Consider the following 13,251-nt stretch of genomic DNA (forward strand, 5'->3'; position numbering starts at 1 on the left):
TCCTGCTCCTGCCTTGCCGGGCCTTGCCCCGCCCCAGCCTGCCGACCGCCGCCTGCGCTACCCCTGGCGCGTCTGCCCCGCAGCCGCCGCGCCCGCAGACAGCTCGCCGCATTCGCGGAAGGCGAGCTGGCGGCAGCCCGCGCAGCGTTCCGGCGCGAGGCAGCCCAGCGCATAGACGAGCGCTTCGCCCGTCTGCGCAAAAATCCGCTGCTCGCCGATCCGCGCGGCGAGCCCGGTGCGGCGCAGCAGGCTGCGCGGCTGCGCCTGCACCTCCGACAGCAGCACGATACCGCCGAGCTTGCCGAAATGGCGAACGATGCCCTCCAGATACGCCTCTCCGGTCGTATCCATATAGGGCACGTCGCCCATTTTGAGCAGCAGCACCTGCGGCCTGGCGGGCATGTCGGTCAGGATTGTGCGCTCGAACAGGTTCGCCGCGCCGAAAAACAGCGGGCCAGCCACCGTATAGATGCTGATCTGCGGGCAGCTTCGCTCAGGGCTCGCCGAGTGGGCGGCGACCTTGCGGTCCCTGTGCGCCGGATCGGGCAGCACCTTGGACAAACGCATCAGCTCGCTCATCCGCTTGATGAACAAAATCCCGGCCAGCGCCATACCAGCCTCCACAGCCGTCGTCAAATCGGCAAATACGGTCAGCGCAAACGTCAGGAGCAGCACCAGCGCGTCGGCTGTTTTGCTTTTGAGCAGATGAATAAAGGCATGGCGCTCGCTCATATTCCACGCTACGACCATCAGAATCGGCGCCATGCTCGCCAGCGGAATCCGCGAGGCGTACGGGGCGAGCAGCACCAGCACAAGCAGCACGACCAGCCCGTGCACGACGCCGGAAAGCGGCGACTGCGCCCCGCTGCGGATGTTCGTCGCCGTGCGGGCAATCGCCCCGGTTGCTGGGATGCCGCCCAGCAGCGGCGCGACCATATTGGCGATGCCTTGGCCGATCAGCTCGCGGTTGCTGTTATGGCGCGTGCCGCTCATTCCGTCGGCGACGACCGCCGATAACAGCGATTCGATGCCGCCGAGCATCGCAATCACAAACGCCGGTCGGATCACCTCCCCGATATGGACCAGCGACAATTGCGGCAGATGCAGGCCGGGCAAGCTGCGGGGAATGTCCCCGTAGGTCGAGCTGATCGTGGCGACATGACCGGGATACAGCAGCGACGCCGCTGCCGTCGAGACAACGATACCCAGCAGCGAAGCGGGAACGCGCGGCCACACCTTGGGCGTCAGCAGCAGCGCCCCCAGACAAAGCGCTGCCGTCAGCACGCTATAGCCGTTCATCGTGTACAGATGTTGTCCCAGCTCCTTCATGCTCGCCCAGAACGTCCGTTGAGCTTGCAAATGCGACAACCCGAGAAAATTGGCGATTTGTCCAGCGAAAATCGTCACGGCAATCCCCGCCGTAAAGCCGACCGTTACCGGACGCGGCATATATTGAATGACGCCGCCCAGCTTGAACAACCCCATCAGCACCAGCAGCACCCCGGCCATAAAACCGGCAATCAGCAAATTCGCATAGCCGTATTGCAGGACGATGGCGAGCACAATCGGAATAAACGCCCCCGTCGGTCCGCCGATCTGAAACATGGAGCCGCCAAAAAGCGAAATCAGTACGCCGGCAACAACCGTCGTATACAAGCCGTATTCCGGACGCACGCCGGAAGCGATGGCAAATGCCATGCCAAGCGGTATGGCCACAATGCCCACAAGCAAGCCGGCCAACAAATCCTTGCGGAGTTTGCCTAGATCGTATCCGACAAACCTGCCGCTGAATCGAAGCTTCACAAGCAGCACCACCATGTTTAAATATTTGATTATTTGAATATATAAAAAATCATATATTTAAGCCATATTCCTGTCAACGCCTAAAAAACTCCTTTCGAAACTCCGGTCGATGCCATCAAAAAAAGAGCCGGACCTTCGTCCAACCCTTCGTCTGGCAACAGCTTATTGATTTTTTATATGCTCCAAAAGCGTGATGGCATTGACAAGATGATTGTCAAAAATCCGCTTGGCGACCTGCAGCAAATCCTTGATCAGCGGGTCCGTCAGCGAATAGACAACCGTCGTGCCGTCCTTCGTTCCGCGAACGACGTTTTTGCTGCGCAGCACAGCGAGCTGCTGGGACACGGCCGATCCCTCGCTGCCGAGAATCGTCTGGATCTCATTGACGTTCCTCTCGCCTTCGGCCAAAATCTCCAAAATCCGAATCCGCAGCGGATGCGCTAACGCTTTGAAAAAGTCGGCTTTAAACTGCTGAATCTCCTGATACATCGCGCTCTCCTCTAACAGCCTTAGTCAATACTCCTATCATAGCACACAAAGCAAGCGAAATCATGAGCGGACGGAAGGTTGGTTTTGCTTTTGCCCGCCCGTTTCCGTTATAGTATAAATAATTCATAACCAAAAAATCAAATATTCAAAAATTTGCATATAAAAAGGTCGGGATCCCTGTGTCCATCAACGATGAGGACATTTATGTCGTCTCGCGCAGCTATATGATTGATCTGGGCCTGCGCGCCTTGGCCGGTCTGGGAGCCGAAAGCGTGTGCCGGGTATGTATCGGCTGCGGCGGCTCCTGCTGCCAGAATTGCGGACATCTGCGCCCTGGCGTCGGCTGCCAGAGCCGCAATACGAGCTGTACGGCTTGGCTGTGCGGCTATTTAAAGCTGCTGTTCTTCAAGTCCGGCGTGCTCACGGCATGGGATGCATTCTGGGAGCAGGTGCCGGGACTAGCTTTCCGTCACGATACGACGCCGTCCTGGGTGACGATGTCTGTTTCGTTGGAGCCGCTGTCTCTGCCTCATCTCGGAGAGGCGCTGGCCCGCGATTTAAGCCGGATGCTTGGCTCGGGCCGCTCCAACGTCGATTTCGTCGTGCTCGCCGGCGAGCTTGACGAATTGATCGACGAAATCTGTTTTGCCGGCAGCTCCGAAATCGCTGATCATTACGTCCGTAAGCTCGATCTGGCGATCGAGGGCTTGACCGAATTTCGTCAGGCGCTGAGTCAGCTTGATGCTCGCCAGCACCTGCCGGAATAGGCGGATGCCCGGAACCGGATAGGCTTTGGCACAATATAATATTCCATATTTATTCAATATGAGGAGTTGTTATTGTGACTGATGAAGGCTTACTCTGGAACGATCCGGATATAGATACGGACCCTTATCATTTTTATGAAATTGAAGAACGTGTAACCGCCTATCGATGGGACCCGCAAACGAACTCGTATGTGGCCGAGCAGCGCGCCCCGATCAAAATGTGCTATAAAAAAGGGCCCTTCGGCGTCAAAATCCCGTATCCCTGCACAGGCTCGGGCGGATCAGCCGGATCGGGCCAACCCGGTGAGCAAGCCCCTCCCAAGGGACGTTATGAAAAAACGTTGTTTTCCTTCGAGTATCCGGAATTCAAAATGGCAACCTGTGTCACCGGATGGACGTGGATCCCCTGCCCGACCCTCTCCAACCCCGGCAGAAAGTGCAAGCAAGAAATCAAAATGCCTTGTTCCAAAACGAGAAAAAGCCGCTTTCGCGTCTACGCCGAAGTCACCTACCCCGCTACGCTGGAAGAAGCGATCAAACGGGAAATCGAAAATTGCCACCTCATCGCGGCAGGCATAGCTACCAGCGTAGTTGTCGATGCGGCAAGCGCCTCCAGCGTGGTAGGCCCGCAAGCAACCATAGCAGCGGCGATCGGCGCCATTCCAGCGGCTCTGCGCGCCTATCTGGATTCTTTTGTCAAATGTATAGAGGGCTTGAACGTCTCCGATGCCGTCAAACGGGAAATCAAGGCGGACGTCAAGCATGGCACTACGGTCGTCTCCGATTGGCGCGATGTCACTGCCGAAACGCAGTCCGGCTCGCCGGCAAACATGCCTTTCCATTCTGGCTATCGCATCGATGCGCCCCTCTGGCCGCATACCAACTGGACGTATGCCTACGCTGCAGCCAACAGGCCGGTTTGCTTGCCATACAGCTATGAACCGCTCTATTCCCGTCTTCAGTCTCACGACGGTCCTCTTGTTTGAAACAGCCTGCAAGCACCGAAACGCCACAAGCTCGCATGAGATAAGGATGTCATCATCCGCTGTCTCGTGCGAGCTTTTTGCCGGTTCCGGCGCCAGCGCCGCTTTATACGCCGCCTTCCCGGACCGTGGCGAAAGCAAGCGTTATTTCATAATCAACCGCACCGCGACGATCAGCAGCATGACCGCCAGCACCTTCATCAGCGCACCGGCAGGCAGCTTTCTGGCAAGCCGCGCTCCCAGCTGTCCCCCTATCAGCGCGCCAGGCGCAAGAAACAGCACCTTGAACCAGTCGATATTGTGCAGCAGCCCGTGAGTGACCGTGCTGCACGCGGCCGAGAGCACGATTTGCAGCATGGATGTAGCCACGGCAATATGCGGAGGAAAAGCAAGCAGCAGCGTCATCGTCGGGACCATCAGACTGCCGCCGCCAACGCCGAACAGACTTGAGAGAAAGCCCGTCACAAAGCTGATCAGCAAGCCCGTAGGGCGATGGTACGCATATTCAAAGCGTTCCCCCTTGCCGTCGACAATCGTTCTCGATACAGTTGGCGGCAGCGGCCAGCGCAGCGGCTGCTTGGGCTTGAACAGCAGCAGAACGGAAACGAAGGCGAGAAAGCAGCCAAAGCCCGTAAAAAACATCCCGCCCGTCAGCTTGCCGACCAGAACGGCTCCCAGAATCGAGCCGGGAATCGAAACTGCGGCAAACCGCAATGCCGCATCGTAGTCGATCCGCTGTTGCCGGGCGTACGCAGCCGTGCTGGAAAGCGAATTGACCAGCAGCATGGCCATCGACGTGCCCGATAAATGCGCCGGCAGCATGCCCGGAAATAAAAAGGTTAACGCCGGAACGACGATGAACCCGCCGCCCAATCCGACCAGCGAGCCGGAAATGCCTGCGGTCAGTCCAACCAGCATCAGCAGCAGCGCCGTTATCATCACTCATCCCTCCAAAAGAACCGGCCGGTCCAGAACACGTCCCGCAGCCAGTCCCGCTGCTGCGCTGTCAGACCGGCGTCTGCTTCCAGTTCGGCAACAATCGCTTCCCGCTTGCGAAGCTGTGCGGACATGCGTGCGCTTGCCTTCTGCTCATCGGCATCCAGCTCCAGAATCGCTGGCCCCCCGGCGGTGTCCGCCTGCCAGCTGTCCCAGCGCGGGAGCCCGGCTCCGTTCGGATTGCCGCTGTGCAAAAACCGCTTGAGATAGCCGCGCAGCAGCGCCGTCAGCGCCGCCCGGCCGGATTTGCCTGTCGCGGTCAAATAGCCGTCGCGATACGGCGCTTCAATCACGGTCTCGTCGCCCGTATAGAACATCATATCGATGCCGTGAAACGCACCGATCGGCAGGCCGTATACACCATCCGTCACCGCCGCATCGCTCCCCCACCGGAAGCGGTAAGCGTAGACGGGAGGTTGTCCGGGAACCGCAGCCAGCCGTTCGGCCGGCTGCTCGGCATTGAAGCTGCCATACAGCGCGTTGCTGTAGCTGAGCGCTTGCTCGTAGAGCCCTTTCGGCCGTTCCGCCGGCAGCCCCGCAGCGGCCATAATCGACAGCCCGAACAGCGCGAACTCGGCAGCCGTGCTGCCGATCAGCAGAGGAACCTGCGCGTATCCGCCTGCAGCCAGCCGATTAAAGCCGCCTGCTGGAAGCACATAGCCGTCTGTAAAGAGCTGCGGAAACTCGCCCATATGAATCGGCGAGGACTCGTACACGCCGGCAAAGCAGTCCGCGCTCAAGCTGCGCAGCCAGTCGGCTATACGTTCTGCGGGCTGCGCCGCCAGCCAGTCAGCCGCCGCCTGCTCGTCGCGGGCTTCGCCGCTGCGCACCCGCAGCTTGCGCATCACCTGCTCCGAACGCTCGTCGCCCAGCCGCGGGTCCGCAGTGGTCATTCCCCCGCTCAGCACAACCGCTTGCCGGAATAATCCGCGGCCCAGCGGCGATAGGCAAGCGGCCAGCACATTCCGCGCCCCGGCCGAATGACCGCCCAGAGTCACGCGCTCCGGGTCGCCGCCAAATGCGCGAATATTCGCCTGCACATAGCGCAGCGCGCACAACAGGTCCAGCAAGCCGTAATTGCCGGAATCGTCCAGCGGATCGCCGGTGCGCAGCGCCGGATGGCGAAAAAAGCCGAATGCGCCCAGACGGTAATTCAGCGACACCACCACGCTGTCCGTTTCCCGGGCCAATGCCTCGGCGGCAAGATCTTGACCGGAGCCGCCGAGATTGCCCCCGCCGTGAGCAAAAACCAGCACCGGCAACCCCGTCTGCGCATGATCGGGCCGCCAAATGTTCAGATACAAACAATCCTCCCCGCCGACGACCGCGCCCTCAACGCCCTGTGTGCAAATATTTCCGTAATGCAGCGCATCGCGGCTGCCGTCCCATGCCGCCGGCTCCTGCGGCGCCCGCCAGCGCAGCTTGCCGACCGGGGGCAGGGCATAGGGAATCCCCAACCAACGGATCGTCCCCGACGCCTGGCATTTGTCCCCTTTTACCTTCCCGTACACCGTCGAAACCCGTTCGCTGCCGTTAAACCCGACCATCCCGTCAACCCCGCCTTTATCCGATTCACTGCTCCATTACACCGCAGCTTTCTATCAGTATAACGCCGGCGATTCATATGATAAAATATATAATTAATCATGATTTTCATATCATTTTTGTTATAAATCTATCTGCGGAGGCTCAATATGGAATTGTCGGCTTTGAAATGCTTTCAGACCGTTGCGCGCATGGAGCATATGACGCAAGCGGCGGAGGTCCTGCATCTGGCTCAACCCGCATTAAGCCGCACCATCCGCCAGCTCGAAACCGAGCTGGGCGTCCAGCTGTTTGACCGGATCGGTCGAAAGCTGCGGCTCAACGAATACGGGGCGCGATTTTTGCTGAAAGTAGATACCGCGCTGAGCACGCTGGAAGAAGGCCGACTGGAGCTGCGCGATTTGGCCGAACGACCGTCCGGCACCGTAACGCTGTACGTGCAGGTCGCTTCGCATTTGATTCCCGAGCTGATTTGCTCGTTTCGGGAGCAGTATCCCGAGGTGGAGTTCAAGCTGTTGCAGCAGGATCCGGTAAACGGCGCGCCGCTCGTCTTTGATCTTTGTCTCACTACTGCGCCTTGCGCGATCCCGGATACAGTCAGCGAGCAGCTGCTCACCGAAGATATCGTACTGGCCGTTCCCGCCGGCCATCCGCTCGCCCACCGCTCGGCGCTGCAATTGTCCGAGCTGCGCGGCGAAGGCTGGATCAGCCTGCGGCCCGGCAGACGGCTGCGCGAAACTACCGACGCCTTGTGCCGGCAAGCCGGCTTTGCCCCGCGCATCCTCTATGAATGCGACGAGCCCTCAATGGTGCGCGGACTCGTGCGAGCCGGTCTCGGCGTCTCCTTCATTCCGGCAATAACCTGGAGCGGCTCGCAGGGATCGGCTGTGACGCTGATTCCCATCGAGGATGCGCGTTGCGCGCGTACGATTGATCTGGTCTGGCATCCCAATCGCTATATGACCAAGGCTGCAGCGGCATTCCGCGACTTTGCGCGCAGCTATTTCCGGCAGCTTCGCTGAAAATCGGCCGCAAGCCGGTCAATCACCTGCCTGCTCGCCCCCCAGCACCGCTTCGACGATTCGCTTGGCCCAGCCGCTGGGCTCATCATTGTAATAGGCGCTGTGTCCGCCGACCGCGCGGTCGAGCGGAATGTGCACGGCGTCGGAGCGCTCCAGGCCAAGCCCGCTAGCCAGTGGCACCACACCGTCGTGCGGCTCGCTTTTGAAGATCAGGCCGTATATTTTTTTCATCAAAAGTCCCTCAACGGCAGCGTCCACATAACCCGACGTAATGAACACCTTGCCGGCGGGCCGCAGCGGTGTCTGATTGATTTCGCGCAAAAACAAGTTGTCCGGCTTGGGAATCATATCCTCCAGCCCGGGATCCTTGGCCTTCGACTGCGAGCAAGCGTACAGCAGCAAATGGAGCATCGCCGCAGCTGTTTCCTTCCCGCCCGACAACGCAGACGATACCAGATGCGCCGCGCATTCCGCCAAGGTGTTGGCCTGGTCGACAACCGCATCGCCGTAAGCCGCGATTGGCGTACCCAGATGAGGCGTAGCCGCCATCACCACATGGCGTACTTTGCCGCCAAGCTGTTCGCTGCGCGTTTTGAACATACTCCGCACAACCAGCCCGCCCTCGCTATGCGCGTACAGATCGATTTGCGAGACTTGCTGCAAAATGCCCGCCTGCTCCAATGTCGCAAACAGCTGATCGCCGCTCTCGGTAATCGATTGCCGGGTCGACGGGTAAGAATAGCCGATGACGGCGCCGTAATCCCCCCGCTCGAGCAGCTCCAGCTTCAACGCTTGAAAATTCATCTCGGCTTTGGAAGCAAAGCCGTGGACAATCACCGCAGCCGGCTTGCCCGCAAGCATCGCCTCCCGCATCTGCGGCAGCGCTTCGTCCCACGGCGTATCCCGCACGCGATCAGCCCGCGAATCGGCGGGCTCTGCGAGACATAACCGCGGCGCAAAGCGATGGAACACGCTGCGAAAGCTTAAATACACCTTCCGGATCCCTTCGGGCAGCCCGATCGATTCGGTGCGCACGCGCCCCTCCTCCGTTGCGTCAAAGCCCTCGACCGCATGGAGCTCCCGCCAGCGGCTTGCCACCACCTCGGAGGTCCGCTCGTCGACATCCATTTCCACAAAGGTAACGCTCTGCTCGACCGGATCCACTTCTTCCGCCATAAAACGCACCAGCCCAGGACGGTTCACCTGCGGCCGGGTCTCTTGAAAACGAAACGCCAGCTGCTCGGGATCAAGTCCCGCCAGCAGCGCGAGCTCGCGGAACCAGGGGGCTTCGCCTCCTGCCGCTTGCCCATGACCTAGCGCCATGAGACGCGGTGCTGCTGCGCCGCCGCTTGCGTCAATGGTATACGTGACTTGAACAGTTTCGGACATCGTCCTCAGTCTCCTTTGCGTAGATTTCCATTCATTCATTATTTTAACATTTCATTTGAAAGATGACAGATATAATGTGATCAAGTGTGGAAAAAATGAGAACCATTTCCACCTCCCAATGAACTGCTACAAAAACGGCCCGGCATCCGTCTTACTAACGAAAGGGGGGACGGCAGCGACTATGGAAGAGAACGCCCGGATACCCGAGCTGTTCCAGCGCTTGTTTCAACAGCACTACCCCGGCGTGGCGCGCAAGCTGTATGCGTTGACCGGCGATTATGCGGCTGCGGAGGATTTGGCCCAGGAGGTTTTCTTGCGGCTGTATCGAAGTCCCCCGGATCGGTTGGACGCCGTTGGCGCTTGGCTGCACCGGGTACTGACCCGGATCGGCTACGATTATTTGCGGCAGCGAGCGTCTGGCAAAGCCTTGCTGGATAAAGAAACTGCCCGCGTTGCGTCAGGCTCGGACGGCTCGGCGCCATCGGGAGAGACCGAGGTGATACGCGAGTGGGAAAAGGACGTCGTGCGCCGGGTGCTCCAGAAGCTGTCCGACCGGGACCGCACCGCGCTAGTGCTGCGGGAGGAAGGCTATAGCTACGAGGAGATAGCTGCCCGGCTGGAGGTTAATCCGAAAATTGTCGGCACCCTGCTCGCCCGGGCAGAGGAACGGCTGAAGAAGAAATACGGGCAGGAGGAGGACCCAAGCGATGAAAAACGAAAGCAAACGGACCGGCGGGGAACCGGCCTTTGATCCTAAGCGGGCCTGGGAGCGCTTCGCCCGCGCAGCGGCTGGCGAACCGGCTGCGGCATTCTGGCAGCAAGCCGACGCTGATGCGCAAGCTTCACAGGGCGCGCAAAGCCCGCATACGCTGGATGCGCTCGCTTCACGGGGCGCGCAAAAGCTGCATGCGCCAGGCGCACATACTTCACCAAGCGCGCACGACACGTTTGTCCCGCAGAACGCGCCCACCTTACGAGATGCTGAGCCTGCCGCTCGTCAGCAGCCGGATACCGACGCAAGCGCCGATGCAGCGGCAATCGATCAGCAGCGTGCATACAAACAAAAGCAACCTGTAAAGGATGGTGTTGAGGACATGCAACAACTAAAATGGGTTCCATCTTCGGAAACCGAAGCTATGGCCGGTACAGCGACAGCCGCGAAAGCTGCCGACGGCGGCTGGCGGACGGAAAAGCCGTTTCGGCGGCGCTTGCGTCGACTCGCCGCCGGTGTCGCCGCTGCGGCCGTCGTCACCGGCTTGTTCGCAACGCCGCTTGGCGACCGGGCGTTTGCGGCCATGCTGCAAACGTTCCGCATCCAGCACATTGTCGGCGTCGGCATTTCGGCGGATGATCTGGCGTCCATCTCCTCGGTGCTGGAGCACGGCTCGCCCGAAGGCGACCGCAGCTTCGATCTGGCGCAATACGGCTCGCTGACCGAGACCGGCGGCGGAGAAACCCGCACCGTGACGTGGGACGAAGCAAGCCGGTTGATGGGCGCGCAGCTGCTCCGTCCGGAGCAAGCCGCCGAGCCCCGCTACCAGCCGGAGAGCGCCTTGACCTTCACCTTGAAGGTCGACGCCGTCAATCGGCTGCTCACCCGTCTGGGCAGCGCCGCCGCCCTGCCGGACGAAGCGGACGGCAAAGCCATCCGCCTGCACATCCCCGACGGCATCGTGACCTCGGGCATCCTGGCCGGCAAGCCGGTGAAGCTGCTGCAATTCGGCAAGCCGGAGCTGAGCGTGGAGAACGGAATCGATCCGGCCGCGATCCGCGAAGCCGTGCTCGGGCTGCCCGTGCTGCCGGATAGCCTGCGGACGAAGCTGGCCGCCATCGGCGACTGGCAGAACACCCTGCCGGTTCCAGCCCGCGAAGGCGTATCGGCCAGCGTGCGGTTCCGCGGTCACGATGCGTTCCTGACCGTCGACGGCGAGCAGCGTTATCTGCTGTGGCTGGACGAGAGCCGCATGGTTCTGCTCGGCGGCGACTTGAAGGACTTTCCGTCCGAGTCCGCTTTCCTGCAAGCCGCTGAGGGCCTGACCCGGCCATGATGATTATTGAGACAGCAGCGTTGACCAAAACCTACAACGGCCGCGGCGGCTGCCGCTCCATCAGCCTGCAGGTGCCGCGCGGCTGCATCTTCGGCTTGCTTGGCCCCAACGGTGCGGGCAAGAGCACCTTTGTCAAGATGCTGGCCGGTCTCCACCGCCCCGACTCGGGGCGGGCGACCGTGCTGGGGCAGCCGCTAGGCCGTTCCGAAGCGCGGCGCAAGCTCGGCTATTTACCCGAGCTGTTCCGCTTTCAGGACTGGCTGACCGCTGCCGAGGTGCTGCGCTTTCACGGCCAGCTTGGCGGGCTGCGGACGCAAGAAACCCGCTCGCCGTCCTTTCGCAGCCGCGTGCGGGACAGTCTGGCGCTGGTCGGCTTGTCCGAAGCGGCGGACCGTCGGGTCGGCGGCTTTTCCAAGGGCATGCAGCAGCGCCTTGGGCTGGCCGCCGCCCTGCTGCTGGAGCCCGAGCTGGTCATTCTGGACGAACCCGCTTCGGCGCTCGATCCGATCGGCCGTTACGAAATTCGCGGCTTGCTCAAACGGCTCCGCGCGCAAGGCGTAACGATCTTCCTCAACACCCATCTGCTGGAGGATGTGGAGGAGCTGTGCGAGGAAGCCGCCTTCCTGTACGACGGTGAGCTGCTGGCGTCGGGACCGCTGCAGCAGCTGCTCGGCCGCGCTGGCGAGCTGAGCAGCGGCAACGGCAATTGGCGCTTCCGGCTCGGCGGCTGGCTGCCGCAGACATGGAGCGAGCTGAGCGCTGCTGCCGGCGGCTCGCTCTCCTCCCTGCTGCACGTCGCTGAAGCCGACGCCAGCGGCAACGCCGTTCTTTCCGCCCGCATCGCCGACCAGGAGCAAGCCGGCTATTTGTGCGCCCTGTTCGTTCGCAACGGACTGACGCTTTACGAATCCGGCCCTGCGCCGAACAGTCTGGAGACATGGTTCCTGCAGATGGCCCAATCGCGTCAGGGAGGCGATCACCCATGACGATGTATATTGCGGCCACGTTGAAGGAGCTGACCCGCAAGCGCGTCTTTCTGGTCACGTTAATCATCACCCTGATTTTCCTGATCCTGTTCGCCCTTGGCGTGCGGGAGATGGCCGGCCTGAACGGGCTGGACGCCGCCTCGCCCGCTGAACGGCTGCTGAACGGTATGGTGCTAATGGTGCTGGGGCTTTTTTTCGCCCAATTTCTCGCCGCCTTTTTCGTCCTTTTCTCCTCGATGGGCACGATTACCGGCGAGCAGGAGAACGGCCTGCTGCTCGCTGTGGCCGCCCGCCCGATTCCGCGCTGGAGGCTGTTTACGGCCAAATGGCTCGGCCATGCCGTCTGGATCGCGGTGTACAGCTCGGCTTTGTTCCTGGCGATTGCGCTGACGCTTCACACGCAGGCGCACTTGCCTCTGCTGGCGGGCTACCTGCTGCGCGGCTGGCTGCTGTTTATGTGGATGCCGCTGCTGCTGCTGACGCTGACCATGCTGGGATCGGTGTATCTGCCGATGCTCGGCAACGGCATCTTCGCCGCCCTGCTTTACGGATTTTCCCTATTTAACGGGCTGGTCGAAGGCATTTCGGTGTATGGCGGCGTTCATCCGGTCATTCAAAAATTCAATTTTCTGATCGGCCTGCTTTTGCCTACGGATTCCATCTACCGCCGAAGCTTGTATGAGGTGCTGGGCGGAGCGGATTGGGCCGGTCTGGCGATTGGCGACATGGGGCCTTTCTCGATGAACAGCATCCCGTCGAACGCGTTCCTGCTTTACACCGTCGGATACGCGATTGTCCTGCTGTTGTTGGGCTGCCGGGCCTTTGGCCGCAAGGACCTGTAAACCGCCCGGCCTTGCTGAAGCTCCGGGTCTGAACAGCAAAAAACAACAGGCCTGATGACCTGTTGTTTTTTGCTGTTGTGCAGCTCTGTTTGAAGAACTAGTTGACGCTTAATGAAAAACCGTCCACCTTCCCTGGCAACGCGCGGCCGCCCGAACCACCGTCGCCCAGCATGCCGTTCCCGCCGTCGCCCCACGTCCAGACCGAGCCGTCGGATTTCAGCGCAATTGTCGTATTGCCTCCGCCGCCCGTTATCGCGATGACATCGCTCAGTCCGCTAATAACCGTTGGCGTGCTTGTGTTGTTTCCATTTCCAAGACCCAGCTGTCCGTCTCCGTTATAACCCCACGCATACACCTGACCATTGCTGTCGATGGCAAACG

12 protein-coding genes and 1 pseudogene are annotated in these 13,251 nt (G+C 60.7%); 7 read left to right on the forward strand and 6 right to left on the reverse strand.

Going from position 1 to position 13,251, the window contains the following annotated elements; translation table 11 throughout:
* Positions 1-57 precede the first annotated feature (57 nt).
* Both B5M42_RS23490 and B5M42_RS23495 read right to left on the reverse strand, forming a co-directional pair.
* Positions 58-1,803: a SulP family inorganic anion transporter gene (locus B5M42_RS23490; protein WP_230633164.1), complete on the reverse strand. Its 1,746-nt coding sequence runs from the start codon at positions 1,801-1,803 to the stop codon at positions 58-60.
* A 162-nt stretch (positions 1,804-1,965) separates the two neighbouring features.
* Positions 1,966-2,292 carry an ArsR/SmtB family transcription factor gene (locus tag B5M42_RS23495; protein WP_134756391.1) on the reverse strand — a complete coding sequence of 109 codons (327 nt, stop codon included), beginning with the start codon at positions 2,290-2,292 and terminating at the stop codon, positions 1,966-1,968.
* A gap of 179 nt (positions 2,293-2,471) precedes the next feature.
* On the opposite strand from B5M42_RS23495, the gene B5M42_RS23500 reads away from it, so the two are divergent.
* On the forward strand, positions 2,472-3,059 hold the full coding sequence (locus B5M42_RS23500) for a hypothetical protein (protein WP_134756393.1): 588 nt from the start codon (positions 2,472-2,474) through the stop codon (positions 3,057-3,059).
* Positions 3,060-3,133: 74 nt separating this feature from the next.
* Positions 3,134-4,045: a hypothetical protein gene (locus B5M42_RS23505; RefSeq protein ID WP_134756395.1), complete on the forward strand. Its 912-nt coding sequence runs from the start codon at positions 3,134-3,136 to the stop codon at positions 4,043-4,045.
* Positions 4,046-4,186: 141 nt separating this feature from the next.
* On the opposite strand, the gene B5M42_RS23510 is transcribed toward B5M42_RS23505, so the two are convergent.
* Positions 4,187-4,981: a sulfite exporter TauE/SafE family protein gene (locus B5M42_RS23510; protein WP_134756397.1), complete on the reverse strand. Its 795-nt coding sequence runs from the start codon at positions 4,979-4,981 to the stop codon at positions 4,187-4,189.
* Positions 4,981-6,585 carry a carboxylesterase family protein gene (locus B5M42_RS23515; protein WP_134756399.1) on the reverse strand — a complete coding sequence of 535 codons (1,605 nt, stop codon included), beginning with the start codon at positions 6,583-6,585 and terminating at the stop codon, positions 4,981-4,983. The genes B5M42_RS23510 and B5M42_RS23515 overlap by 1 nt, the downstream gene beginning before the upstream one ends.
* Positions 6,586-6,732: 147 nt before the next feature.
* On the opposite strand from B5M42_RS23515, the gene B5M42_RS23520 reads away from it, so the two are divergent.
* The gene (locus B5M42_RS23520; RefSeq protein ID WP_134756401.1) at positions 6,733-7,605 is read left to right on the forward strand and encodes a LysR substrate-binding domain-containing protein; all 873 of its coding nucleotides are present in this window, start codon (positions 6,733-6,735) and stop codon (positions 7,603-7,605) included.
* A gap of 18 nt (positions 7,606-7,623) precedes the next feature.
* Here B5M42_RS23520 and B5M42_RS23525 read toward each other — a convergent pair whose 3' ends face one another.
* Positions 7,624-8,994, reverse strand: coding sequence for a DUF7379 domain-containing protein (locus B5M42_RS23525; protein WP_134756403.1), 1,371 nt, complete (start codon positions 8,992-8,994; stop codon positions 7,624-7,626).
* A gap of 181 nt (positions 8,995-9,175) precedes the next feature.
* Between B5M42_RS23525 and B5M42_RS23530 the strand changes: the two genes are divergently transcribed.
* The 4 genes from B5M42_RS23530 to B5M42_RS23545 are packed head-to-tail and all read left to right on the forward strand — an operon-like array spanning position 9,176 to position 12,870.
* Positions 9,176-9,745 carry a sigma-70 family RNA polymerase sigma factor gene (locus B5M42_RS23530; RefSeq protein ID WP_134756405.1) on the forward strand — a complete coding sequence of 190 codons (570 nt, stop codon included), beginning with the start codon at positions 9,176-9,178 and terminating at the stop codon, positions 9,743-9,745.
* Positions 9,702-11,042, forward strand: coding sequence for a hypothetical protein (locus tag B5M42_RS23535; RefSeq protein WP_134756407.1), 1,341 nt, complete (start codon positions 9,702-9,704; stop codon positions 11,040-11,042). The genes B5M42_RS23530 and B5M42_RS23535 overlap by 44 nt, the downstream gene beginning before the upstream one ends.
* Positions 11,039-12,028: an ABC transporter ATP-binding protein gene (locus B5M42_RS23540; RefSeq protein ID WP_134756409.1), complete on the forward strand. Its 990-nt coding sequence runs from the start codon at positions 11,039-11,041 to the stop codon at positions 12,026-12,028. The genes B5M42_RS23535 and B5M42_RS23540 overlap by 4 nt, the downstream gene beginning before the upstream one ends.
* Positions 12,025-12,870, forward strand: a complete 846-nt coding sequence (locus B5M42_RS23545) for an ABC transporter permease subunit (protein WP_167690211.1) — start codon at positions 12,025-12,027, stop codon at positions 12,868-12,870. The genes B5M42_RS23540 and B5M42_RS23545 overlap by 4 nt, the downstream gene beginning before the upstream one ends.
* Before the next feature lie 97 nt (positions 12,871-12,967).
* Here the strand turns inward: B5M42_RS23545 and B5M42_RS23550 are convergent.
* Positions 12,968-13,251 (reverse strand): annotated as a pseudogene (locus tag B5M42_RS23550) (hypothetical protein); the annotation flags it as partial.

Source organism: Paenibacillus athensensis (assembly GCF_004514475.2).
In the GTDB taxonomy this organism is placed as follows: Bacteria; Bacillota; Bacilli; order Paenibacillales; family NBRC-103111; genus Paenibacillus_AL; species Paenibacillus_AL athensensis.